We start from the raw sequence: 24355 nt of genomic DNA, 5'->3' as shown, positions 1-24355 counted from the left end.
TAAGCTGCGGTCGTGATCAGTTTGGATCGCCTGGTGAACGTGGTGGGCGGGTACGGTGTCGCGGCCCGGCTGTGCGGCGTGCCGCGGTCAACCGAGCTGCGTAGCGTCGTGGTGCCAGAAGCGGTCACCGGTGACGTGCTGCTGGCCCTGGGCGCCACCTCGGTGTCCGAGGCGCTGGACTGGGCCGCCGTGGCGAAGGCGGCGGTGGTCCTGGTGCGGTCCGACCAACCGGATACCCAGGCCGAGCCGCCCGACGGAGTCGCGGTGCTGCTGGTGGACCCGACGCTGCCGTGGAGTGAGCTGGCCGGCGTGGTGTACGGGCTGGTGCTGGAAGGCCGCGAAACCGAATCAGGTCGCGGCCCAACGGATCTGTTCGCCCTCGCGGACAGCCTGGCAGCGGCGATCGGCGGGGCCGTGGTGATCGAGGACCGGCACGCGCAGTGCCTGGCGTACTCGCGCATGCAACAGGATGCCGACGAGGCCCGGGTGCAGACCATCCTGCGCAGGCAGCAGCCCGCCGAGCTGCACGCCGCCCTGACCCGCCGGGGAGTATTCGCACACCTCGCCGACTCCGACGAGCCGCTGTTCATCGCGTCCGATCCCGAGCACGGCATGACGGGGCGCATGATGGCGGCGGCCCGGGTAGGGCGCGAGTTGCTGGGGTCGGTGTGGGTGAGCTGCCCCGCGGAATTGGAGGGGGCGGCGCGCGCGGCCCTGGTCGACGGTGCCCGGGTGGTCGCGCTGCACCTGCTGCGGTCGCGAGCCAGCGCCGACCTGGAACGCCAGGTCGAGTCCGACTCGGTGTTGCGGCTGCTCGACGGCAGCACCGAGGCGACGACGGTCGCCAGCCGGGTCGGCCTGCCGCCCGGCCCGTTGCGTGTCATCGCGCTGCGCGCCCGGCTGGAACCGGACCGGCACACCGCCCTGCTGGTCGCCTTCGAGCAGGCGACCGCCGGCTTCGGCTGGTCGCGGCCCGGCCGCAGCGCGCTGGCGGACAACACGGTGTACACCGTGCTGCCGGGCGAGACGGTGGACGGGGCACGGCAGTGGCTGGCCGCCCTGCGGGCCGCGTTACCCGAGCGCAGCACGGTGCTGGCCGGGATCAGCGGGCCCGCGGACGCCACGGACTTGGCCGCGGCCCGGTCGGAGGCCGACGAGTGCCTGGCCCTGCACGAGGCCGGTGCGGCCGGCGGACCGCCGCCCGCCTACGACGAATCGTGGGACGCCCTGGTGCTGCGGCGGTTACGCGCGGCGGCCGCCGCCGGGCGCGGCCCGCGGCGCGGTCCGGTTGCCGAACTGATCGATCACGACCACGTGCACGGCACCCCGTATGTCGCCACCTTGCGGGCCTGGCTGGCGGCCCAGGGCGACCCGGCGCGGGCCGGCGCCGAGCTGGGTGTGCACGAGAACACGATCCGCTACCGGCTGCGCAAGATGGCCGAGGTAACCACCGTCGACCTCGATGATCCCGGCAAGCGGCTGGCGATGGCGATCGAACTCGCCGCCGCCGACTACTGATTGTTCGGAGCCGACAATCTGGCCTCCCTGTTTTGTCGGATATCGCAGCGCCGGGCCTGAGGCGGCGCTCCATGATGGGCCTATCGACCCCGGGGGCCCACTTATCCCCGTCGTCAGGGGCGGAGAGCAGTGACCCGCCCCTGACGACAATCACCGACGCAGGAGGAGATGTCCGATGACCGCCGCCACACCGGTATGGCTCACCCCGGAAGCCCACGAACGGCTGCTGCACGAGTTGGCGGTGCTGCGGGGCTGGAGCTCCGTCGACGCCGTCGACGACGACAGCGATGCCCCCGACAGCAACGCCGTCGCGGTGCGGCGTGCCCAGCAGGGACGCATCCAGCAGATCCACGACATGCTCTCCAACGCCGTCGTCGGGGTGGACCCGCCCGATGACGGCGTCGCCGAATTGGGCATGGTGCTCACCGTGCGCTTCGAGGACAACGGCGAGACCGAGACCTTCCTGCTCGGTGTCCGGGGTGCGTACTACGGCGACATCGAGGTTTACTCCGCGAAATCACCTCTGGGCGAGGCGATCAGCGGTGCCCGGCCCGGGGAACGGCGGGAGTATCGGCTGCCCACCGGACACACCCAGGTCGTGACCTTGCTGGCGGCGGTGCCGTACGGGTTGCACATGAGGTGACAAACCTGCCGCTACGGTAGGAAACCGTGACAGCTCGAAGTGTCGATCCCGACTTCCTGGCGTTGCCTCGGCAGGCGCTCGCCGACGCCGCCCTGACGGCGGCCCGCGCGGCCGGTGCCAGTTATGCCGACCTGCGCATCCACCGCATCACCACCGAGGTGATCGCGCTACGCGACGGGGAGCTGGAATCCTCGGTGGTGCACCGCGACGTCGGGCTGGCGGTGCGGGTGATCGTGGACGGCACCTGGGGTTTCGCTTCGCATGCCGCGCTCGACGCGGGCACCGCGGCCGACACCGCGCGCCGGGCGGTCGCGGTGGCCACCACGCTGGCACCGCTGAACGCCGAGCGGATCGAGCTGGCCGCCGAGCCGGTCTACCACGATCTGCACTGGGTGTCGGACTACGTGATCGATCCTTTCGCGGTGCCGGCGTCGGAGAAAATCGCCCGGTTGGCGGACTACTCGCAGCGGCTGCTTGCCGGCCGGTCTGATGGGGTCGGGGTGGACCACGCGTCGGCACACCTGGAGGCGGTCAAGGAGCAGAGCTTCTACGCCGACACCTTCGGCACCTCGACCACCCAGCAACGCGTCCGGGTGCAGCCGCAACTGGAGGCCGTCACCGTGGACACCGCGGCCGGCACCTTCGAGACCATGCGGACGCTGGCGCCGCCGATGGCGCGCGGCTGGGAGGCGGTGGTCGACGACGGCGTGTGGGACTGGACCACCGAGTTGGCCGAACTGCCGGCGCTGCTGGCCGAGAAGGTCAAGGCGCCCAGCGTCACCGCCGGCCCCACCGATCTGGTGATCGACCCGTCCAACCTGTGGCTCACCATCCACGAATCGATCGGGCACGCCACCGAATACGACCGGGCGATCGGCTATGAGGCCGCCTACGCGGGCACGTCGTTCGCCACCCCGGACAAGCTGGGCAGCATGGCCTACGGCTCACCGGTGATGAACGTGACGGCGGACCGGACGGTCGAACACGGCTTGGCCACCATCGGTTTCGACGACGAGGGGGTGCGCGCGCAGAGCTGGGACCTGGTGCGCGACGGGATCTTCGTCGGCTATCAGCTGGACCGGGTATTCGCGCCGCGGCTGGGTGTACCGCGTTCCAATGGGTGTTCGTACGCGGATTCGCCGCACCACGTACCCATCCAGCGGATGGCCAACGTGTCCCTGCAACCCGGCGCCGAGGACCTGAGCACCGCCGACCTGATCGCCCGGGTGCACGACGGCATCTACATCGTCGGCGATAAATCTTGGTCGATCGACATGCAGCGCTACAACTTCCAGTTCACCGGCCAGCGGTTCTTCAAGATCACCGACGGCCGGCTGGACGGCCAGCTGCGCGACGTCGCCTACCAGGCCACCACCACCGAGTTCTGGGGTTCGATGGAGGCGGTGGGTGGGCCGTCGACCTGGCGGCTGGGCGGGGCGTTCAACTGCGGTAAGGCCCAACCGGGGCAGGTGGCCGCGGTCAGCCACGGTTGCCCGTCGGCCCTGTTCCGAGGAGTGAATGTGCTGAATACACAAGCGGAATCGGGGCGGGCGTGAATAGCACCCAGCACGTTGTCGACGCCGTGCTCGCCGAGGCGGCCCGGCGCGGCAAGGCCGACGAGACCACCGTCATCGTCACCGACCGGTCCGACGCGTCGTTGCGGTGGGCCGGCAATTCCATGACCACCAACGGTGAATCGCGCGGACGCACCACCACGGTGATCTCCGTGGTGCGCCGCGGTGAGGACGCCCACGTCGGGTCGGTGACCTCCGCGGAGGTCGATCCGTCGGCGATCGCCGGCTTGGTGGCGGCCTCCCAGGACGCGGCCCAGGCGGCGCCGGCGGCCAGCGACGCCGCGCCCGCACTGCCCGCCGATGCTGCTCCCGCCGATTGGGATGCTCCCGTCCCGGTTACCGGGGCCGATGTGTTCGCCGATGTGGCAACGAGTTTGGGGCGTGGCTTCCGTGGGCCGGACACGTTGTACGGGTATGCGCGGCACGTGCTGGAGACGACGTTCGTCGCGACCTCGGCCGGTGTGCGGCGCCGCTACACCCAGCCGACCGGTTCGGTGGAGATCAACGCCAAACGAGGTGGAGCCAGCTCGTGGGCCGGGGTGGGCACCGCCGACTATGTGGATGTGCCCACCGACGCTCTGCTGGAAGAGCTTTCGCTGCGGCTGGGCTGGGCGGCCAAGACGGTGGAGCTGCCCGCCGGGCGGTACGAGACGCTGATGCCGCCGTCGACGGTGGCCGACATGATGATCTATCTGGGCTGGAGCATGGACGGGCGAGGCGCGCAGGAGGGCCGTACCGCTTTGTCGGCCCCCGGTGGTACCAGGGTGGGGGAGAAGCTCACCGACCTGCCGTTGACGCTGTACTCCGATCCGCAGGCTCCCGGCCAGGAATGCCAGCCGTTCGTGGCGGTGCCGAGTTCCTCGGAGCGGGTGTCCGTCTTCGACAACGGGCTGGACATCGGCCGGGTGGACTGGCTGCGTGACGGTGTGATCAACGCGTTGGCCTACCCCCGCTCGGCCGCGGCCGAATTCGGTGCGCCGGTGACGGTTCCGGCGGAGAACCTGCTGATGACCGGCGGCACGGCGACGCTGGTGGACATGATCGCGGGCACCGAGCGCGGCCTGCTGCTGACCACGTTGTGGTACATCCGCACCGTCGACCCGGCGGTGCTGCTGCTCACCGGCCTGACCCGCGACGGCGTCTACCTCATCGAGGACGGCGAGGTGACCGCCGCGGTCAACAACTTCCGGTTCAACGAAAGCCCGCTGGACCTGCTGCGCCGGGCCACCGAGGCCGGGGTCAGCGAGTCGACCCTGCCACGCGAGTGGGGTGACTGGGCCACCCGGGCCACCATGCCGTCGTTGCGGATCCCAGATTTCCACATGTCCTCGGTGAGTCAAGCGCAATGATGGCCCACACCCGGATCTGGCGGTGGTCTAGGGTGGATCGGTGGTGAGAAAGTCGCGACCGGGCGCGGCGGCCGTCGTGCTCGCCGCCGGCAGCGGCACCCGGATGGGCGCCGACCGCAACAAGGCCTATCTGCCCTTGGCGGGCCGGCGGATGCTGTCGTGGTCGCTGAGTTCGATCGCCGAGGTTCCCGAACTGGTGCGCACCATCCTGGTGATCCGGGCCGACGATCGCGGGCGGGCCACCAGCACCCTCGACCGTGAGGTGCCGGATCTGCCGGTGGAGATCATCGACGGCGGATCGTCACGGCACCAATCCGAGTACCGCGCTTTGCAATACTTGGCCGCCGATATCGAAGCGGGAGTCCTCGACATCGTCCTCATCCACGACGCCGCCCGCCCGCTGGCCGGTCCTGGCATGATGCGTTCGGCGATCACCGTGGCCCGTCAGTTCGGCGGCGCGGTGCCCGGGGTGGAGGTCCGCGATCTGGTCACCATGGACGAGGCCGGGAACCTCGGTGACCTTCGCCCCGAGGACCGCCATATCCGTGTGCAGACACCGCAGGCGTTCCAGGCGCTGCCGCTGTTGCACGCCTATCACGCCGCCGACGCCGAACAGTTCGAAGGCACCGACACCTCCTCGAGCGTGGAGAAGTTCGCCGATATCGAAGTGCGTTCCTTCCAGGGCGACCCGAGGAACATGAAGGTGACCTTCTCCCAGGATCTGTTCCTGGCCGAGCGGCTGCTCGCCGGCGCCCATCACCGGCTCACGTGACGAGTTGAAAGGCCACTGATGGAGGGACGTGAGTTAGCGCAATTACGGTGCAGCGAGTGCGGTTTGGAGACCGAGCACACCCTGCGATACGCCGGCCGACTGCTGGTGTCCACCGAATGCGGCAACTGCGGCGTGCAGCGGCACCATCCCGAACATGACCTGCGGCACGCCTACATCCACGATCTGGAACAGCGCGTGTTGTCGAAACCGGGCCGGTGGGTGAATCGGCTGCGCCGGCACCCGGTGCAGACATTGGTGGCGCTGCCCGGGGCCGTACTGAGCCAGCCGGTGAAGATCCTGCGCGAGATCGTCACCGTTTTGCGGGGCTGAGTCGAATGGCTCAGCGTTGCTGGGCCAGGCGGCAGCCGAGGATCGCGTCGGCCAGCTCGATATCGCGGGGGATGTCGAGGATGAACGCATCGGGATCCCCGTCGATGACGGCGGGTGTCACTCCGGCGCGGCGCGCCAGCGTGAGCTCGTCGAAATCGTCGGTCGGCTCGACGGCGGCGAGCATCGCGGTCAGATGCTCGCGGTGAAATCCGCGTGGGTACTGGGCCGAACGTAGCCGCGACCGGTCCACCGTTTCGGTCACGGCGCCGGCCGCGTCGACCGTTTTGACGCTGTCGACCATCGCCAGCGCGGGAACGACGACATCGTTGCCGGCGCGCAGCCCGTCCAATACCCGGTCGGCGAGATCGGTGGATGCCAACGGCCGCCGAATATCGTGCACCAGCACGTATTCCACCGCGTCGGCGACCTGCGCCAACGCTGCCGACAGGCAATCCTCCCGGGTCGCCGCACCCGGTACCGAGGTCACCGTGACCTGGACGTCATGGGCGGCCAGCACGGCCTTGACGTCGGCATGCAGCGCCTCGGCGACCGCGATGACGGCGTCGGCGTCGGGACGTCCGGCCACGATCCGGCTCTGCAGGCACTGCACCAGCGGCACGGTATCGCCGAAGCGGGTGAACAGCAGCTCCCGGTTGGTGGTCAGCGAGGCCGGGATCGGCACGATGAGCGCCCAGTCCGGTCGCTGGCGGCCGTGACTCCGGGTGGCGGTGGTGCTGTGCCACCGGGGAAGCCGCGCATGAGGCAGCCCGACGTTGCCGAACTTCTGATTCGCCACCGGTCCACCTCCTCCCGCTCGCTCCGGTCACAGCATGCTAGCGGAACGTGCGGGAGGTGCCCGGTCAGGCGTCGAGGTCGCGAGCCACCAGGTCGGCGATCAAGTTGACCGTGTCGTCGTCATCGGCGGTCACCGTGACCTGGGCGCCGGGACCGGCGCCCAACGTCATGATCATCAGGGCTGAGCCCGCGTCGACCGGGTCACCCCCGTCGCGGGCCAGGGTCACCGGCACGCCGGCGTTGACGGCCGCCTCGGCGATGATGGCGGCGGGCCTGGCGTGCAGCCCGACCGATGAGCCGACGGTGACGGTCTTGTTCGGCATGGGATCCCTTTCCGGTGTGGTGATCAGCTATGGGTGTGCAGCGGTTTGCCCGCCAACGCGAGGTGCGCTTCCCCGACGGCCTCCGACAGCGTGGGGTGGGCGTGGATGTGTTGGGCCACTTCGTCGGGCCGGGCATCCCAGTTGACGATCAGCTGGGCTTCGGAGATCAGTTCACCGACGCGCTTGCCGACCATGTGCACGCCGAGCACGGGACCGCCCCTGGCGGCCACGACTTTCACGATGCCCGACGCCCCCAGGATGCGGGCCTTGCCGTTGCCGGCCAGGTCGTACACGGCTTCGTCGACCTCATAGCCGCGCTCGGTGGCCACCTTGGTGGTCAACCCCACCGACGCCACTTCGGGATGTGAGTAGGTGACTCGCGGGATGCCCAGATAGTCGATGGCAGCCGGGTTCAGGCCGGCGAGGGTTTCGGCCACCATGATCCCCTCGGCGAACCCCACGTGGGCCAGCGCCAAGGTGGGAATCACATCACCGACGGCGAAGATGGACGGTACCGATGTGCGGCAGTGCTCGTCGACCTTGAGATACCCACGGTCGGTTTCGAGACCGACGTTTTCCAGGCCGATGCCCTCGGTGACGGGTGCCCGACCGATCGCCACCAGCACCAGGTCGGCCGACAGGGCCGATCCGTCGTCGAGGGTCACGGTAACCCCCTCGGCCGAGGGCGTCGCATCGGTGACCTTGGCTCCCAGCCGCAGCGAAATGCCTTGGCGGGTGAACGCTTTCTCCAGCGACCTGCCGGCCGCCTCGTCTTCCAGCGGTACCAGATGCGGGAAGGCCTCGACGATCGTCACGTCCGCACCGAACGCGTGCCACACCGTGGCGAACTCGCAACCGATGGCGCCGCCACCGAGCACGATGGCGCTGCGCGGGACCGCGTCGAGGTTCAGCGCATCGTCGCTGGTGATGATCCGCCGACCGTCGGCGGTGACGCCGGGGATGTGGCGGGGCACCGACCCGGTGGCGACGACGATATGGGCACCGGCCAGAGTGCGCTCGCCACCGTCGGGCAGCGTGACCGTCACCGTGGTCGGTGACGTCAGCCGGCCGGTGCCGGCGATCAGTGCGATGCCGCGGCCGGCCACCAGCCCGGACAGGCCGCGAAACAATGCGTCGACGACACCGTCCCGGTACCTGCGGACCCCGTCGGTGTCGATGTGGTCCAGGCTGGCCTGGATGCCGAAATGGGCTGACTCCCGCACGGTCTCGGCGACCTCGGCGGACTGCAGCAGGGCCTTGGTGGGTATGCAGCCGCGGTGCAGGCAGGTACCGCCGAGCTTGTCCTTCTCGATGATCGCCACGCGCATGCCGAGCTCGGCGGCCCGCAACGCCGCGGCGTAGCCGCCGCTGCCGCCGCCGAGCACGATCAGATCGAAGTCGAACGTGTCGTCCATGCCGGACATGGTGGTTCTCCTTGTGGGGGGTGTGCCGGGCCGGCGAACGGTCAGAGCAGCAGTCGGCGCACGTCACCGAGCAGATGGCTCAGATGGCTGGTGAACCGCGCCGCCAGGGCACCGTCGACGATGCGGTGGTCGTAGGAGAGGCTCAACGGCAGCATCAGCCGCGGCACGAATTGCTCGCCGTCCCATACCGGTTCGGTCCGGCTCTTGGAGACACCGAGAATCGCGGCTTCGGGACTGTTCACGATCGGCGTGAACGCGGTGCCGCCGATTCCACCGAGGCTGGACACCGTGAACGTGGCACCGCGGACATCGTCACCGGAGAGCTTGCCGTCGCGGGCCCGCGCCGACACGTCGGCCAGATCCCGGCTCAGCTCGGTGATGCCCTTGCGGTCGACGTCCCGGAGCACCGGGACCACCAGCCCGTGCGCGGTGTCGACCGCCACGCCGAGGTGGTAATAGTGCTTGAGCACCAACGCATCCTGCGTTGCGGTCAGCGAACTGTTCACCCGTGGGTGGGCCTTGAGCGCGGACACCACCGCCTTGAGCAGGAACGCCAGCAGGGTGACCCGGCCGCCGTCCAGCTTGGCCGCCGCGTCGAGTTCGCGCCGGAAGGCGTCGAGGTCGGTGATGTCGGCGGAGTCGTGCTGGGTGACGTGCGGAATGGTCGTCCAGGATCGGGTGAGCGCGGCCGCCGAGACCTTGTTGATCCGGCTGAGACTCTGCACCGTTGTCTCGCCGTACACATCCCGGTCGCCGATCGCGGGAGCCGCCGCCGGTACGGCGGGTGCGGGTGCGGTCGTGCTGCCGTTGGCGGTGGGGGTGAGCGCCGCCTTCTCGACGTCGCCGACGGTGATCAGACCGTCGGGACCCGAGCCGGCCACGGACTCGATGTCCACGTGCAATTCACTTGCCCTGCGCCGGGCGAACGGTACGGCCGGCCGGGGCCCGCGCCGTGACGGGGGAGTGGCCGCCGGCGGCGGTGACACTGCGGCGCCCACTGTCACCAGGTCTGGTTCGGCTGCGGGTGCCGGGCCGGTGTCGAACAGCCCGTCGAGCAGATCGTCGGCGTCGCTGGTGATATAGGCCAACGGCTCACCGACACCCAACACCTGATCGGGCTGGGCGAGCAGCCGTGACAGCGTGCCCTCCACCGGTGACTCGACCTCCATGTCGACCTTGTCGCTGGCCACCTCGCACACGACGTCACCGGCTTTGACGGCCTCGCCCGGTTCCCGGCGCCACACCAGAAAGGTGCCCTCCGTCATCGTCATCGACATCTTGGGCATCACCAGGGGAACTTCCCGCATCAGCTTGTCCTCACGAGATCTCGTGCCGCGGTGACGATATCGTCGAGCTGCGGCACGCTGGCCTTCTCCAGTTCCGGCGCATACGGGATCGGTGCGTCCAGGCCGCACAGCCGTTTGATCGGGGCCAGCAGGCTGTAGATGGCATCGGAGCCGGCGATCCGGGCCGCGATCTCGCCGACGAATCCGCCCGTCATCGGTGCCTCCTGGACCAGCAGTACCCGGCCGGTGGCCCGGACCGCGTCCAGCACGGTGTCCTCGTCGAACGGCACCAGGGTGCGCGGGTCCACCACGGTCACCCCGATTCCTTCGGCCGCCAGCGTCTTGGCGGCCTCCACCGACTTGCCGACCATCACCCCGGTGGCCACGATCGTCAGGTCGTCGCCCTCGTGCCGAATGGCGGCCTTACCCAACGGAACCCGCGTGTTTCCGGCGGGCACCGGCCCGCTGGTGCGATAGAGCAGCTTGTGTTCGAGCACGATGACCGGGTTGGGATCGTCGATCGCGGACAGCAGCAGGCCCTTGGCGTCGGCCGCGGTGGCCGGCAGGACCACCTTCAGGCCGGGAACATGGGCGAACCAGGCTTCCAGTGACTGTGAATGTTGAGCCGCCGCACCGGTTCCGGATCCGGACGGGGCGCGCAGCACCATCGGGACGCTGGCCGCGCCGCCGAGCATGAAGTGAATCTTGGCGGCCTGGTTGACGATCTGGTCCATCGCCTGGTTGGTGAAGTCGGAGAACTGGATCTCGACCACCGGACGCATGCCGCACATCGCTGCGCCCACCGCCGCACCCACGATGCCGAGCTCGGAGATCGGCGTGTCGCGGATGCGGTCGGCCCCGAACTTCTCCAGCAGTCCCTTGGTGACGCCGAACGCCCCGCCGTAGACACCGATGTCCTCACCCAGGACGAAAACCCGTTCGTCCTCGGTCATGGCGACGCTCAGCGCTTCGCGGACCGCGTCGGAATAGGACATCTCGGTGATGCCCTCGGAGCCGGTGGCGTCGAGTTCGACGGTGGTGGACGTGCTCACGCTGACTCCTGTACTGGTGCGTACACGCCGGAGAGCAGCTCGTCGGCGCGGGATGGGGCGGCCTCGTTACCGGCTTTGATCGCCGCGCGGATCGCATCGCGGGCTTGGGCGCGCACCGTCTCGATATCGTCCTGGGACAAGGTGCCGTGCTCGAGCACGGCGGCCTCGAACCGGCCGATGGGGTCCTTGGCCCGCCACGCGTCGATCTCCTCGCGGGTGCGGTAGAGGTTCTGGTCGCTCTTGGAATGTCCCTTGTACCGGTAGGTGACGGCCTCGACCAGGGTCGGCCCGTGTCCGGCCCGGGCCCGCGCGACGGCCTCGCTGACGGCGTCGAAGACCTCTTGGACGTCGTTACCGTCGACGGTGACGCCCGGCATCCCGTAGGCCGCCGCCCGGTCACTGACCCGCGGTACGGCCATCGACAGCGCACTCGACATGGACATGCCGTAACCGTTGTTCTCGCAGATGAACACCGCGGGCAGTGCCCACACCGCGGCCAGGTTGAGGCCCTCGTGGAAGGCGCCTTCGTTGGTGGCGCCGTCGCCGAAGAAGCTCACCGCGACGTTGGTGGTGTTGCGGAGTTTCTGGGCGAGCGCTGCGCCGGCGGCGATGGGGATTCCGCCGCCGACGATGCCGTTGGCGCCCAGGTTGCCGGTGTCGACGTCGGCGATGTGCATGGAGCCGCCCCGGCCCCGGCAGTAGCCGGTTTCCTTGGCCAGCAGCTCGGCCATCATCCGGTCGAGCTTGGCGCCCTTGGCGATGCAGTGGCCGTGCCCGCGGTGGGTGGAGGTGATCAGATCCTGGCGTGTCAGCGCCAGGCAGGCGCCGGTGGCGACGGCTTCCTGGCCGATCGACAGATGCATGGTGCCGTGCATCAGGCCGCGGGCGAACAGGTCGTCGACGGCCTCCTCGAACCGGCGGATCTCCCACATGGTGGTCAGCACCCGTCTGGACAGCGCGGCATCGGCCACCAGTTTGGCTGGGGCAGTGGTTGATTCGGTTGTCATGGTTTCGCCTTTCACGTCGAGGGTCGAGGTGTCAGGCGACATGGGCGCCGCCGGCGATCGCGATCGGCAGCGGAACACCGGCCAGGAGTTTGTCCTGCAGCTGGCGGAGCGCGGCAATGGTGGTGCCGGGGCGCAGCTCGACGTCGTCGGCGGTGATCACGGCGTCGGCGGGGACATCCCGCAGCAGCGTGGCGCCTTCGAGCAGGCCGAGTGGCACCAGGTCCTGATCCTTTGTCGCCTGGGCCGATTCGATGACGCCGTACACGGTGGTGCCGCCGATCCCGTCGATCCTGTCGCCGGCCTTCAGGTCGCGTTTGGCTCCGGCGACCACTTCGGCGTTCCAATGGGACGGCGCGAGGCTGGCCTTGCGGTCGAGGACGGCCTCGGCGATGGTCAGCGGCGCCTCGATGCTGGCCAGATGGTAGGGCCGGTACAGGGTGAAGTACGGACCCGGGCCCATCTTGAGGTAGGTCATCTCGTCGGCGACGATGTCGTCCGGGGTCCGCACGATCGCGAACACGCCGGGGGCGACGTCGCCGGTGCAGTAGTCCACGACCCCGGCCCGGTCCAGCACGCCCCCGTCGTCGGTGGTGCGGAAGGTGGTGGACAGTTCCTCGATGCTGGACGGCGGTCCGTACATCCCGCGGGTGCTGACCTCCAGGCCGGTGGCGTTGGCCAGCGCGGCCATCTCGATCATCGCCTTGGAGCCGTCGACGAAGCTGCACAGCATCTTCGGGTTCATGTGCTTGCTGTTGGCCTCCGCGGTCAGTTCCTGCGGCGTGGCATGGGGATTCAACGGATTGTTCTTTCCCTTGCCGGCACAGACCACCTCGAAGGCCAGATCGCGGGCGAAGTCGACCAGCCGCTTGGCCTCGGCAGGTTCGTCGCCCCGGCACACGCTGTAGATGCGCCCGGTTTGTTTGGCGATCGAGGACAGCAGATACCCGATGGTGACGTCGCATTCGACATTGAGCAGGGCGATGTCCTTGCCGGCGAGCAGACCGCTGAATGCCACTTGCGCCCCGACCTCGGGGACCCCGGACGCGTCGACCAGGATGTCGACCGGAAGCGCGGTCAGCAGCGCGGCGTCTTCGACGGCGACCGTGCCGCCGGCTTCGATGGCCTGTGCGAGTTGTGCTATCTCGCTACCGGTTTGCGGCTCGGCACCGGCTTTGCGCAGCGCGTCGGCGGCCCGCCCGGGAACGACATCGGCAACGGCGGCGATCTGCATGCCGGCGATACGGCCCACCTGGGCGATGAAGCCCAGACCCATCTGCCCGGCACCGACCAGGCCGACGCGGATGGGACGGCCCAGTTCGTTCTGGCGGGCGATGAGACGTTCGGTGTAACTCACGGGAACTCCTTAAGGGCTGGTCTAAGCGGTGGGTGTTCGGGTCACCACACGGAATGTGCTGCCGGGTAACAGCATCGGTGGAGTGATGTTCGGTAGGCAGACGTCGCCGCCCAACGGTGGCGATGTTTCACCGTTGAACTTCAGGTCGATGTGGCCGAGGTTCACCAGATTCTGGTTGGCGACATGGCCGACGGCGAGGATGGGGAACTCCTGGTCGTCGAGGACGAGCACGTCCCCGACGGTGAGTCCGCCGTCCGCGACCTCGGGCCGGTGCAGGACACTCATATCGTGCAGTTCGACCGGCGCGTTCTCGCCGAAGAAGATGAGCATGCCCTTCTCGGCGAAATCGGCTACCAGGGAACCGACCTGGGTGACGGTGGTGGAGTAGCGCACGATCTGCGCCTGCACGTCGGTCACTGATCGATCGCTTCGATCTCGCCGGTACCCACATGCGAGACGAAGTTGGTCTCCTTGATGAAGTTGGCCAGCGGCCCCGACGGGGTGGCGGCATTGATGTCGATGGTCAGCACGTTCTTCATCGGGTAGACCCCGATGCGGGCGGTCCCGCCGCAGTCGATCACGGCGACAGCCACCTTGTCGAAGGGGGCTGAACTGCGGAATCCGTCGAACGCCTCACCGCCGGTGAGCTCGGCGATGCGCTGCGCCACGGGGTGGATGCCGCCGCCGGTCACCGAGTAGATCAGTGGCCGGTCGTCGGTGGGTTTGATGACCAGCGGGCCTCCCCATCCATTGCGGCCTTTGGTGACCTTTACTGCTTTGTAGTCGGTCATGGGTCGTTTCCTTTCTGGCGGTGGGGGTTACGAGTACAGGCCGAAGCTGGCGAAGTACGCGATGACGACGGCGGCGGGGCCGGTGATCATGCGGGAGAACAGCACGGCCGGCACCCCGATCTCGACGGTTTCGGGTTCAGCCTCGCCCAGCGAGAGGCCGACCGGGATGAAGTCGCAGCCCACCTGGCCGTCGATGGCGAACAGCGCGGGCAGCGCGTACTGCGGCGGGATGTTGCCGAGGCCGATTTGGACACCCAGCAGGGTGCCGATCACCTGGGCGATCACCGCGCCGGGGCCGAGCACCGGCGACAGGAAGGGCAGACACACGATGACGGAGATCAGCAGCAGGCCAGGAAGGCCCGACGCCAGCGGTGCCAGGTGTTCGGCGATGAAGTCACCGATCCCGGTGGCTTGGATGAAGCCGATCAAGAAGGCGATGAAGGCGATGAACGGCAACACGTTCTTGATGACGGTGTCGATCGTCTCGCGGCCGGACTGGTAGAAGACGTTGACGACGTTGCCGACCGCCCGGCCCAGCCCGGTCAGTCCGCCCGCGATCTTGTCGAAGGCTCCCCGGGTCTTCGCGGAGGGCGAGGCTTTGCCCTGATGTGTGGCGTCAGCGGTGATTTCGCTCATGGTCGTTGGTCCTTATGCCGGGGAAGGGGCGGCGGTGGTGGGGGAGCCTTGTTGGCGTTCCTTACGTCGGGTCAAGATGCCGACCATGAGGTCGGTCACGATGCCGCGCAGCAGGATGACGATCAGGCCGACGTAGAAGTAGCGGACCGCGAGATCGGCCACCGGCAGGTTCAATTTGGTGATGCCCGCGGCGATTCCGGCATACACGAAGTACTCACCGGCGTTGGCGTGCGGGAAGATCGCGGTGATCGGATGGCAGAAGCTCACCGCCGCGTCGTAGAAGGCGGCTTTGCGGCGCTCCGGCAGGAACCGGCCCATCGTGTAGGCCATCGGGTTGGTCAGGAAGAACATCGACAGCACGGGCAGCACCAGATAACGCAACGGGAGGTACTGGATCCCTGGCCGCCCGGCGATGACACCCACCTTCTCGATCCGTTCGGTGCCGATCAACCGGATGAGGGCGTTGACGGCGGTGAGCAGGACGATCAGCAGCGGGATGATGCCGGTGACCAGGCCGACGAACGTTTCGGCTCCCGCTTTGAAGATGCCGATGAATGCTTCGGCCCAACCCGCCAGCACTCCGTTGAAACCACTGGGTGGCGCCGGTGCCTCCTCTGCGAGCAGAGTCAGCCCAAAGGCAATGGACATGTCGTTCCTGTCTGAGAGTGATGGGTAGGGGGATTCGAAGGCCGGCTAGCGTCAGGCCGCCGCAACGTTCCGCTTTCGGGCGTTGTGCTGGACATAGAGCGTGGCCGCGTGCGTCACGGCCTGGGCGGTCCGGTGATCGAGCCCGCCGACGGCTCCTTCGGTCAGCTCGCCGACCGTCCTCCCGATCAACTCGGGGCATGCCTTGGCACGGGAAAATACGGTATAGCCGTTGAGGATTCGCGAATCGGTCACCACGCCGTCGCGCAGCGCCAGGGCGACGTAGGCGCGCAGCCCGCGCCGCTTGCCGCGACCGATGAACACCACACCCCGGTTGCGGAGGGTGGCGATGTCGGTGAGGAATCGCTTGGACTGCCACCAGCTCATCAGCATCTGGGTGGCCCACAGGCCGGCGAACACCAGGGTGAAAGTCATCATCGAGGTCTCACATTCCTTCCGTACCGAGTCGAGGGGTGGCGGCGTCGAGGGCCAGCGCCGCGCGGGCGGCGGCCTCGTCGCAGATCAAGACATCGAGGTGGCCGCCGCGTAATGCGCCGACCAGGCCGGGGGCCTTCACCCGGCCCGACGTCACGCCCACCACCATCGGCACGCGGCGTAGGTCGTCGAGGTCGACGGCGATGACGTGGTCGTGCACCGCGCGTGAGGCCACCGGCGCACCGTTGATGTCGTAGTAGCGGGCGCAGATATCGCCGGCGGGGGACATGGCGTCCAGTTCGGCGCGGTCGGCCGGGCTGAGCGCCATCGCGTCGATGATCGCCGCCGAGGAACTGTCGCCGTAGGTGCCGACGCCGACGAAGGCGATGTCGGCGGACTTCGCGGCATCCAGGGCGCTGGACACGGAGCGTTCGCTGAGGAATGCCTCGACCGCACCGAGGTTGGCTACCAGTGCCGGAGCGTGCAGGTAGCGATACCGGGCGCCGAGCCGGGTTGCCAACTCCCGCACCAGTTCCTGACCGGTGACTCCCGCGTCGACCGCGGACAGGCCGCCGACGAGTTGGACAACCTCCACGTCGTACTGCCGACTGGCGGTCACCGACCACACCATCGCCTGCAGCGCGGTGCCCCATGACAGCGCCAGGCGCTGGCCGTCCTGGATGTTGTCCAACAGCCATTGCGAGGACAGCTTCGAAACCGTTTGGGCGGGTGTGGAACCGGGGGTGTGGGCGGCCACCTGGCAGTCGTGCAGGCCGAATCGCTGTTTGAGTTCGGCCTCCAGGGTGTCGCGGCGCTCGGTGCCGTCGATGATGCGGATCTCGACGATGCCCTGTTCCCGGGCGGCGGCCAGCATCCGTGACACGTTGGACCGGCTGGTCCCCAGCACCGAGGCGATCTCCTGCTGCGAGGCCCCGTCGAGGAAGTACATCCGAGCCGCTTTCACGAGGTCCTCCCGGACCCGCTCTGCAACCATCGTCACATCCGTTCCATCACTGTCACATCTGACAGACATGGTTCTATCATGTGACCCACGCCATAAACAAGGGTCGAAGTGAACTGGATCTTTGCGTGAGTGGCATCAATCAAGGCACAGGCGTGCACAAAGGTTCACGTTTGACAACGCGCATTGCTTCGGCGTGCCGTCGGCGGCGTTTGCCGAGTCCGGTGCGGTGTGTGTGGCGGCATGGCGCCAGGAGCTGCTCAGGCTCTGCCGTTGATCGCCCAACGGCAACCCGCATCAGCGGTCGCGGTTAGCCCAACCGCCGTCGCTGGTGCTGACCCGTCGCCATTCGTGCTCCCAGGCGGCGAGACGACGACGGTCGAGGAGGTGGCGCACCAGCAGATAGAGCGCGGCGCAGACGGCGGTGATCGAAACCCAGATCGCGACGCCGTAGGCGACGGCCTGGCTCGCGGCATCGGTGTGCGACAACGGCGCGGCGGTGGGGTCGCCCTTTTCGTCGAGCCAGATGCGGATGTGATCACCGGGCCGTGCGATGGCGCGGGTCTGCACATCGGCCGTTCGGTCCGCGAAGGCGGCCTTCCACTGCACGCGCACCGTGCGTGAGGCGCTCGGCATGCGGGACGGCGAGGCCGTCGTCGCGGGCGGAAGCACCACGGCATCAACGGGCCGCAGGGTGCGAAGCTGCGCCTCGGCCCGGCTGAGCACCGCAGCTTGATGGGCGCGGGCGGGGACGACGCACATCGGTATGGCGATGACGGCGACCACGATGGCCAGTGCCAACACGCGAGCCTGGACGCGGTCGGTCCGCCGCGACAGCGGGTGGCGGCCGGCAAGGCATCGCAGCCATGTCGAGAGCGGGCGGTGTCGTGTGGTCACTGCTCAGGACCATTCCCATGTAACGGCCATGTAAAACAGTCTGGCACCGCCCAACTTGGACAGCGGCATCAAAATCGGTCCCTGCGGGCAATCTCACATCGCGGTGCCGGTGCCATCACGGCCGCAGGATGGTCAGTGAACTGTCGATCTTCTTGAAGCCGTCGAAGGTCGTGGCGTCCACGCCGAACACCGCGCCCAGAACGCGAGCCGGCAGCTTGGTCAGCGCGGCACCGATGCCGATGTCGTCCTTGCCTTCGGCGGTGCTGGCGTTGAACACGATCACCACCTGCAGGTCCTCGGAACCCCGGTTTTCGAAGTAGTGCAGCGATCCTTGCGGGGCGAACACCAGATCGCCGGTGTGTGCCTCGAAGTCCTGGGTGTTGCCTTGTGGATCCAGCACCGTCCACGTCGCGGTGCCGGCGGTGACGACGTTGATCTCCCAGGCGCTGGGATGCCAATGTGGTTCCCGGATGGCGCCCGGAACCAAGGTGACCAGCGCGGCGCTGGCCTGCTGGCCGGCCAGGATCGGGAAGTTGTCCTCACTGGCTTGGCGCAGGCTGCCGCCGTCGAAGGTCAGCGGCGCCATGGCGCCGAGACGGAACAGGTGCGACTGGTTGGTGATCGTCTCAGCAGGGATACGCGGATCGCCGAAACGGTTGTCGCTCATGGTCATCGAATGATCCTCCGTGGTCGTCTCGGGAGACAGCGCTCGGTCCAGCCCGAACCCGCCCGCGGCTGCGGCGCCGACGGCACCCGCGCCACCGAGGAAGAGTCGCCGGTTGAATGTCATGACACGATGAAACAGTCCGGCGAATCCCACCGCGTCCCGGCCAGCGGCCAACTTGGTTACCGGCTAACGGGAACCTGTGGGGGTCAGGGACAGCGTCGCCGTCGACGTGGGAGTGGCCGTTCGCACGATTAACGAAGCGGTCGGAGTTACTCGCTGAGCGCGTGAGATTCCGTCGACGACATCTGTTGGGTAGCCGCCCACGACGCCAGTAGTGCGAGACCGTCCGCGGTCGGCGTGCCCGCGGCCGCGGTGTACACGTTGAGGTGCAGATTGGGGTCGGTCAGCTGTAAGGACTCGACGTCCAGATCGAGCTGACCCACGACCGGATGGTGTAATCGCTTACGTCCGGACCGAAGCAGCCGGACGTCCTGCGATGCCCATGTCTGCCGGAATAGCTCACTGCACGTCGATAATTCGCCGATCAGGGCAATCAGGTCCTTGTCGTTCGGGTTGCGGCCAGCTTCCATCCGGAGCTTGGCGGCCGCGTCCCTGGCGATCTGGTGGTAGTCGACCAGGAATTTCTGGGCCGTCTCAGGACGTAGATAGACGAACCGAGCTGTGTTTGCGGGCCGTCGCGGGTCGGCCAGCATCGGTGCGTACAGCGCGCGGGCCAAACGATTCATCGCGAGCACGTCGTATCGGCTGTTACGAATCCACGCCGGCGCATCGGTGATGGCGTCGAGTACCTGTTGTAACGGAGGGCGCACCGTCACGGCTGGTTCGTGCCGGTGTCGACGGGTCGGCCCTCGGGATCGGCGTGCCAGCTGGAAGAGGTGCTCGCGCTCGGCTTCGTCGAGTTGTAGGGCAGAGGCCAACGCGTCGAGCACACTGTCGGAGGCACCGGCGAGGCTGCCACGCTCCATGCGCACGTAGTAGTCGACCGATATTCCTGCCAGCAGCGCCACCTCTTCGCGCCGCAGGCCCTTCACCCGACGGTGGCCTCCGTAAGCGTTCAAGCCCGCCTGCTCCGGTGTGATGCGGGCGCGACGTGAGTTGAGAAAGTTGCGGATCTCGGTGCGCAGATCCATTGTGGCCATGCCTTCACCGTAGGCCCGTCCCGCTGTTCGAGGGAGGCACTGCGGGTACCCCGACACCTGTCGAGAACTGGCACGCAGGGTTCACTGCCCAGCGGACGCCGACAGAACCCCGGGTGTGCCCGTTGCGGTCGTCGCTACGCCGCCGTCGACCGGGATGATGGCGCCGGTCAGATATGACCCGGCTCGGCTGGCGAGAAAGACGGCGGTACCTGCCATGTCGTCATCACGGCCGAGCCGGCGCAGCGGTGCGGCTGCCGCGATCGTGTCACCGATGGCATCGAGGGTGGATGACATCATCTGCGATGGGAACACTCCGGGCGCGACCGCGTTCACCGTGATGTGCTGCGGTCCCAGTTCTCTGGCAAGCACCCTGGTGAGTTGATGGAGCGCCGCCTTGCTACTGGCGTACGAGTAGTTGGGAGCTTGGGCGACGTGGATGGCGGCGATGCTGCCGACGTTGATGATCCGCGCGGGATCATCGGCGGTGCCGGCCTCGCGAAGAGCGGGCAGCAGCGCTTGAATTAGCCAGAACGGCGACTTGAGGTTGAGGTCGATCACCGTGTCCCACGCCTCGTCCGGGAATGTCGCCAACGGCTCGCGCCACATCACTCCTGCATTGTTGACAAGGATGTCCAGTCGCTTCGATTTGGAGGTCACGAGGTCGGAAAGACGCTGACATTCGTCATGACGGGATAGGTCAGCGGGGATCGCGCGAACTTCGCCGAATGCTGACAGGTGTTGCTGTGCTTGTGTACATGCGTGCGTGTCGCGTGAACTGATCACGACGCGGGCACCTGCCTGAGTTAGTCCACGCGCAATCATCAGGCCGATGCCCCTGGTGCCACCCGTGACCAGTGCGTATTTCCCGCGCAGACCGAAAAGGTCGGTATGGGCGGTGGATTCGTTGTCTCTCATCGTGTCCAGGCTGACAGGCGTGTTGGACATCGGGCAGACCCTGACGGTACAGGTACTGCGAGAGCCACCCTCGAATTCCTGTGGCGCGATGCCGCGAGACCGCTGATGGCCCTGGTGGAACCGTGGACCGTCAAGGACAGCTGGGGTAGATCGCCATCACCGTCGACACGAACACCTCCGCGACGGTCACGTCGCCCTGGATCACCTGGGCGTAATCGCGCTTGGCCTGCTCGACCGATTGCCCGCCCTGCAGACGTGCGCAGAGCAGGTGCGCGTCGCGGGCCGTCATGCGCGGATTCTCGATCGCCAGGCCCTTGGATCGAAGCGTGGTGATCAGGCGTTGGTCGTACTCGGCGAGTTGGGCGGGGGAGAGCTCGCCGGACGGAGTCACTTCTGCCGTGGTGGGCGGCGCCGGCGCGACGGTGGGACGATCCTGCATCCAACGGACGCCGAGCACCACCGCCGCGGCGATCACCGCCAGGCTCACGGCGACGGCCACTGCGATGACTCGTTTGCGGGCAGGCTTGTCACCGCGGGGCGCGCTCATGAGACCGCAGTGTATTCGGAAATCGATTGGTGTCGTTGATGCTTCGCTTCGAGTTGCCGTTGCCGGGCCGCCGAAGCATCGTGCGGGCGACCGTCTAGGATGGCCACATGGCGTTGAAGATCGATCCGCAGGTTCTCGACGGTCTCAGCCGATTCGCCAGTGCAGATGCGGTGACGCCCCCGGTGGGCGACGTCGCCACCCGCAGAGCCAACAGCGCCGAACTGTTCGCGCTGCTCGCCGAAACCCAGACACCCACGCCGGGGATCGAGCGCACTGACTACACCGTGACCGCGCATGACGGCGCCGAGATCGGCCTGGCCTGGTTCGCCGGTGCGTCGCCGTCCGGAGCCGCCGTGGTGTACCTGCACGGCGGCGGCATGATCCTGCCGATGCTGCCCGTCTACGACCAGGCGATGCGGGCGTATGCGGCGGGCAGCGGTGTGTCGATGCTGCTGGTCGATTACCGGGTCGCTCCGGAATATCCGCACCCCACACCGGTCGAGGACTGCTACACCGGTTTGGTGTGGCTGGCCGAGCACAGCGCGGAACTGGGCATCGACCCGGCGCGGATCGCGGTGATGGGTGACAGTGCCGGTGGTGGTCTGGCCGCCGGGGTCGCCCTGCTGGCTCGCGATCGGGGCGGACCGGCACTGGCCCAGCAGATCCTCATCTATCCGATGCTCGATGACCGGACCGTGGAGCCGGATCCGCAACTGGCGCCGGAGTATCTGGTGTGGAACTACGACGACAACCGCACCGGGTGGGGCGCCCTGCTCGGTGATGCGGCCGGCGGTCTCGACGTGTCGCCGTACGCCGCGCCGGCGCGCGCAGCCGATCTCGCGGGATTGCCCGACACCTATATCGACGTCGGCGATCTGGACATCTTCCGCAACGAGAACATCGAGTACGCGCGCCGCCTGATCGATGCCGGTGTTCCCACCGAACTGCGCGTACTGCCTGGCTGCCCGCACGCCTTCGAGGCGTTCGCGGCGGAGGCGGCGGTATCGCAGCGAGTCATCGCCGACCGTTTGCACAGGCTGAGCAGCCTCTGACGTCATAGTGGTGGTGCCGCGGCGGGATAGCGTGGCATAGTTGACGAGCCGGGTAGATGCGTCGCATCCCCGGTCTATGGGTGGAACTCATTCACCCGTTCTCTGAAAATCCTGCCGAGTCGTGTGGACGACTCTGTGGATCCTCGGCTCGTCAAACACCAACTGACAGAAGGAATTCCTCATGTCCGAACACGGAATCACCAGTGGTACCGAGCGCGCTGTGATCGAGTGCCTGCTCGACCGCAATCGGCGGGCCCTGATCGAGACGGTGCGGGGCTTATCCGACCGTGACGCCCACAGGCGCTTGGTGCCGTCGCTGACGACGCCGATTTCGTTGATCAAGCATGCCGCGGCGGCGGAACGGATCTGGTTCCAGCGGTTCTGGGCGGGTCTGGAAGCCCAGGACTGCGACGGCTACTCCGAACGCGACGAAGGCACCTTCGCCGTGGCCGACCACGAATCGCTGTCCGACGTCATCGCAGAATTCGAACGTGCCAGCCGGCGATCGCGGGAGATCGCCTCACGGTTCGGGCTCGACGACACCAGGGACAATCCGCGCGAGGGCACGGTGAGCATGCGATGGACGTTGCTCGCGATGGTCGAGGAGTTCGCCCGGCACGCCGGTCACGGTGACATCCTTCGCGAACAGTTGGATGCGGCAACCACTTTGGGTTCAGTGTGAGGCCGATCGAACGAATCGGTTCATGATGCGTAGTGCACATTGCAGCTCGCACTTGACCACGGGTTCCGGCAGGCCGAGGTCGGCGGCGATGTCGTGGGTGGTGTAGCCGCCGAAATGGGCTCGGCGGATCAGGTCACGATGCAAGGGTGGCAGTGACCGCAAGGCGGCGACAATCGTTGCCCGGTCCGGTTGCGACGCGGCGTTGTCAGTGGGCACGCCAACGACGTGAATGGTGATCACCGTCTAGCTCAGGCGGCCACGGCCGCTCGCTGGTTCGGCGCCGTCACCGTTGGCGGCGCCCTGCATTTCGAGCATGTAGGTCAGGATGAAGTCGTGTGACGACGCGAGGTGGTCGCGTGTGAGCTGCCCTGCTGCCACGGCGTCGCCCCGTTCCACGGCATCCAGGATGCTCAGGTGCTCGGCATCGAGGTGCTCGGTCTGGCCGATGACTTCCAGGTGGACGTACATGTACCGGTCGGTCAGGCGCCGCAGTTGTTCGACGAGTTCGATCATGCGGGGCCGGTTGGCTCGTCGATAGACGGCCGCATGAAAGGCGGCATTAGCCGCCAGCCACCGGCGGGCGTCGGTTTGTATGCGCATGACATCGAGCTGGTGCTGCATCGAAAGAATGTCTGCCCGGCCGACATTCGGGACCGCGAGCTGGGTGGCCAGAGGCTCGATCGCCTGGCGCAGTTCGTAGAGTTCTTGTAGCTCCGTGACCGACATTCCGGTTACGACGGCGGTGGCGTTGGCACTGGGACGTATGAGTCCCTCCCCGGCGAGGATGGCGAGGGCATCACGCACCGGAATGCGGCTGACCCCGAATCGCTCGGCCGTGCCCTGCTGGGACAGCCGCGCGCCCGGCGCAACGTCCCCCTGCAAAATTTCGGCCCGCAGCACCGACGCCACGCGGCCTGCGGCGTTCTCATTTCCCATAGCTGCTCCCTGGATACGATCTACAAAAATTGTATACAGCAAACTTGTCGCCGAACGCCGCATTGATTGCTGTTCCATCGGTTTGATGCTCTTGAGCAGCTATGTTGGGAATGTGCTGTATTCGCCAGAATCAAGGGGATTCAGCGCTGGAACAGCGCGGTGTCGTAGCACGGCGTGAGCGGAAGCGCCGCGATGTACTGACCGACCGTCCGGGTGTGTAACCCGCCCATCGCTCGTGGCCTTGGCACGTGCGAAGATGCCTGTCGCGCCGATGCGCGACAGGGGCGGTAGCTCAGTTGGTTAGAGCCGGGGACTCATAATCCCTTGGTCGCGGGTTCGAGCCCCGCCCGCCCCACTTGATCTGTGTATTACCCCGGTTGATGGGTGACATTTCTATTCCGGCTGATGGTTGACGTTGTTTCGGCTGATGCTTGTCAGTTGCTTCGGTTGATCCTTGACACTCCCTAGATGAGGGAGTTGAGCGTGGCTGAGCAGCGGTATCAGGCTGTGTTGGCGGTGGTCGGTGACTGAGTCGCCCCGGCGAGTCCGGAGACTTCCTGATGTGAGAACTCAGCCGGCGGCTGGTCTCTGTCGTTGAGCGTAG

General features: G+C 67.4%; 28 protein-coding genes and 1 tRNA gene. 9 read left to right on the top strand and 20 right to left on the bottom strand.

All coding sequences use genetic code 11. The features are described from left to right. Positions 1-12 precede the first annotated feature (12 nt). From AWB94_RS26390 to AWB94_RS26365, 6 genes are all read left to right on the top strand, one after another. Positions 13-1518 carry a PucR family transcriptional regulator gene (locus tag AWB94_RS26390; RefSeq protein WP_062655331.1) on the top strand — a complete coding sequence of 502 codons (1506 nt, stop codon included), beginning with the start codon at positions 13-15 and terminating at the stop codon, positions 1516-1518. Positions 1519-1693: 175 nt separating this feature from the next. Then, the gene (locus tag AWB94_RS26385) at positions 1694-2161 is read left to right on the top strand and encodes a GreA/GreB family elongation factor (RefSeq protein WP_062655330.1); all 468 of its coding nucleotides are present in this window, start codon (positions 1694-1696) and stop codon (positions 2159-2161) included. A gap of 26 nt (positions 2162-2187) precedes the next feature. Continuing rightward, a complete protein-coding gene (locus AWB94_RS26380; RefSeq protein WP_062655329.1) occupies positions 2188-3717 on the top strand; it encodes a TldD/PmbA family protein in 1530 nt (509 codons plus the stop codon). Next, complete coding sequence (locus AWB94_RS26375; RefSeq protein ID WP_084395029.1) at positions 3714-5084, top strand: metallopeptidase TldD-related protein; 1371 nt, start codon at positions 3714-3716, stop codon at positions 5082-5084. Before AWB94_RS26380 ends, AWB94_RS26375 begins: the two co-directional genes overlap by 4 nt. 43 nt (positions 5085-5127) lie before the next feature. Next, a complete protein-coding gene (locus AWB94_RS26370; RefSeq protein ID WP_264022614.1) occupies positions 5128-5856 on the top strand; it encodes an IspD/TarI family cytidylyltransferase in 729 nt (242 codons plus the stop codon). 63 nt (positions 5857-5919) lie between these two features. Beyond that, the gene (locus AWB94_RS26365; RefSeq protein WP_062655328.1) at positions 5920-6186 is read left to right on the top strand and encodes a hypothetical protein; all 267 of its coding nucleotides are present in this window, start codon (positions 5920-5922) and stop codon (positions 6184-6186) included. Between the two features lie 10 nt (positions 6187-6196). On the opposite strand, the gene AWB94_RS26360 is transcribed toward AWB94_RS26365, so the two are convergent. The 18 genes from AWB94_RS26360 to AWB94_RS26275 form a co-directional block, all read right to left on the bottom strand. Further along, complete coding sequence (locus AWB94_RS26360) at positions 6197-6982, bottom strand: IspD/TarI family cytidylyltransferase (RefSeq protein ID WP_062655327.1); 786 nt, start codon at positions 6980-6982, stop codon at positions 6197-6199. Between the two features lie 64 nt (positions 6983-7046). Beyond that, positions 7047-7304: an HPr family phosphocarrier protein gene (locus tag AWB94_RS26355; RefSeq protein ID WP_062655326.1), complete on the bottom strand. Its 258-nt coding sequence runs from the start codon at positions 7302-7304 to the stop codon at positions 7047-7049. A gap of 23 nt (positions 7305-7327) precedes the next feature. Continuing rightward, entirely contained in the window at positions 7328-8728 is a 1401-nt protein-coding gene (gene lpdA, locus AWB94_RS26350; protein WP_234811892.1) for a dihydrolipoyl dehydrogenase, read from the bottom strand. Between the two features lie 41 nt (positions 8729-8769). Continuing rightward, entirely contained in the window at positions 8770-10035 is a 1266-nt protein-coding gene (locus tag AWB94_RS26345; RefSeq protein ID WP_062655324.1) for a 2-oxo acid dehydrogenase subunit E2, read from the bottom strand. Then, positions 10035-11066: an alpha-ketoacid dehydrogenase subunit beta gene (locus tag AWB94_RS26340; RefSeq protein WP_234811891.1), complete on the bottom strand. Its 1032-nt coding sequence runs from the start codon at positions 11064-11066 to the stop codon at positions 10035-10037. Before AWB94_RS26340 ends, AWB94_RS26345 begins: the two co-directional genes overlap by 1 nt. Next, a complete protein-coding gene (locus AWB94_RS26335; RefSeq protein WP_062655440.1) occupies positions 11063-12073 on the bottom strand; it encodes a thiamine pyrophosphate-dependent dehydrogenase E1 component subunit alpha in 1011 nt (336 codons plus the stop codon). Before AWB94_RS26335 ends, AWB94_RS26340 begins: the two co-directional genes overlap by 4 nt. A 31-nt stretch (positions 12074-12104) precedes the next feature. Next, positions 12105-13427 (bottom strand): NAD(P)H-dependent oxidoreductase, encoded by a 1323-nt coding sequence (locus AWB94_RS26330; protein ID WP_062655323.1) that lies wholly within the window; start codon positions 13425-13427, stop codon positions 12105-12107. A 21-nt stretch (positions 13428-13448) separates the two neighbouring features. Then, positions 13449-13844: a PTS glucitol/sorbitol transporter subunit IIA gene (locus AWB94_RS26325; RefSeq protein WP_062655322.1), complete on the bottom strand. Its 396-nt coding sequence runs from the start codon at positions 13842-13844 to the stop codon at positions 13449-13451. Next, the gene (locus AWB94_RS26320) at positions 13841-14218 is read right to left on the bottom strand and encodes a PTS glucitol/sorbitol transporter subunit IIB (protein ID WP_062655321.1); all 378 of its coding nucleotides are present in this window, start codon (positions 14216-14218) and stop codon (positions 13841-13843) included. Before AWB94_RS26320 ends, AWB94_RS26325 begins: the two co-directional genes overlap by 4 nt. A 27-nt stretch (positions 14219-14245) precedes the next feature. After that, on the bottom strand, positions 14246-14854 hold the full coding sequence (locus AWB94_RS26315) for a PTS glucitol/sorbitol transporter subunit IIB (protein ID WP_084395028.1): 609 nt from the start codon (positions 14852-14854) through the stop codon (positions 14246-14248). A gap of 12 nt (positions 14855-14866) precedes the next feature. Next, the gene (gene srlA, locus AWB94_RS26310) at positions 14867-15502 is read right to left on the bottom strand and encodes a PTS glucitol/sorbitol transporter subunit IIC (protein WP_084395027.1); all 636 of its coding nucleotides are present in this window, start codon (positions 15500-15502) and stop codon (positions 14867-14869) included. Between the two features lie 51 nt (positions 15503-15553). Next, a complete protein-coding gene (locus AWB94_RS26305) occupies positions 15554-15937 on the bottom strand; it encodes a transcriptional regulator GutM (RefSeq protein ID WP_062655320.1) in 384 nt (127 codons plus the stop codon). A gap of 7 nt (positions 15938-15944) precedes the next feature. Then, entirely contained in the window at positions 15945-16928 is a 984-nt protein-coding gene (locus AWB94_RS26300) for a sugar-binding transcriptional regulator (protein WP_062655438.1), read from the bottom strand. A gap of 264 nt (positions 16929-17192) precedes the next feature. Continuing rightward, positions 17193-17792: an Rv1733c family protein gene (locus tag AWB94_RS26295; RefSeq protein ID WP_131805216.1), complete on the bottom strand. Its 600-nt coding sequence runs from the start codon at positions 17790-17792 to the stop codon at positions 17193-17195. A 115-nt stretch (positions 17793-17907) separates the two neighbouring features. Further along, entirely contained in the window at positions 17908-18582 is a 675-nt protein-coding gene (locus AWB94_RS26290; protein ID WP_062655437.1) for a cupin domain-containing protein, read from the bottom strand. 146 nt (positions 18583-18728) lie between these two features. Then, the gene (locus AWB94_RS26285) at positions 18729-19619 is read right to left on the bottom strand and encodes a helix-turn-helix transcriptional regulator (RefSeq protein WP_062655318.1); all 891 of its coding nucleotides are present in this window, start codon (positions 19617-19619) and stop codon (positions 18729-18731) included. 81 nt (positions 19620-19700) lie between these two features. Further along, positions 19701-20534 carry an SDR family oxidoreductase gene (locus tag AWB94_RS26280; protein WP_062655436.1) on the bottom strand — a complete coding sequence of 278 codons (834 nt, stop codon included), beginning with the start codon at positions 20532-20534 and terminating at the stop codon, positions 19701-19703. A 130-nt stretch (positions 20535-20664) separates the two neighbouring features. After that, positions 20665-21081: a DUF732 domain-containing protein gene (locus AWB94_RS26275; RefSeq protein WP_062655317.1), complete on the bottom strand. Its 417-nt coding sequence runs from the start codon at positions 21079-21081 to the stop codon at positions 20665-20667. Positions 21082-21188: 107 nt separating this feature from the next. Between AWB94_RS26275 and AWB94_RS26270 the strand changes: the two genes are divergently transcribed. Together AWB94_RS26270 and AWB94_RS26265 are read left to right on the top strand one after the other, a co-directional pair. Next, positions 21189-22133 (top strand): alpha/beta hydrolase, encoded by a 945-nt coding sequence (locus tag AWB94_RS26270; protein ID WP_062655316.1) that lies wholly within the window; start codon positions 21189-21191, stop codon positions 22131-22133. Positions 22134-22314: 181 nt separating this feature from the next. After that, positions 22315-22815, top strand: coding sequence for a DinB family protein (locus tag AWB94_RS26265; RefSeq protein ID WP_062655315.1), 501 nt, complete (start codon positions 22315-22317; stop codon positions 22813-22815). Here AWB94_RS26265 and AWB94_RS26260 read toward each other — a convergent pair. Together AWB94_RS26260 and AWB94_RS26255 are read right to left on the bottom strand one after the other, a co-directional pair. Continuing rightward, positions 22807-23031, bottom strand: coding sequence for a sigma factor-like helix-turn-helix DNA-binding protein (locus AWB94_RS26260; protein ID WP_131805215.1), 225 nt, complete (start codon positions 23029-23031; stop codon positions 22807-22809). The two genes, AWB94_RS26265 and AWB94_RS26260, sit on opposite strands and share 9 nt — an antisense overlap. A 27-nt stretch (positions 23032-23058) precedes the next feature. Beyond that, positions 23059-23751, bottom strand: coding sequence for a GntR family transcriptional regulator (locus AWB94_RS26255; RefSeq protein WP_084395026.1), 693 nt, complete (start codon positions 23749-23751; stop codon positions 23059-23061). Positions 23752-24032: 281 nt separating this feature from the next. Between AWB94_RS26255 and AWB94_RS26250 the strand changes: the two genes are divergently transcribed. Next, a tRNA-Ile gene (locus AWB94_RS26250) sits at positions 24033-24106 on the top strand. Positions 24107-24355 lie beyond the last annotated feature (249 nt).

It is taken from the genome of Mycolicibacterium canariasense (genome assembly GCF_002101555.1).
GTDB lineage: Bacteria > Actinomycetota > Actinomycetes > Mycobacteriales > Mycobacteriaceae > Mycobacterium > Mycobacterium canariasense.
Note: the sequence above shows the minus strand (reverse complement) of the source record. Positions and strands in the feature narration are given on the sequence as shown.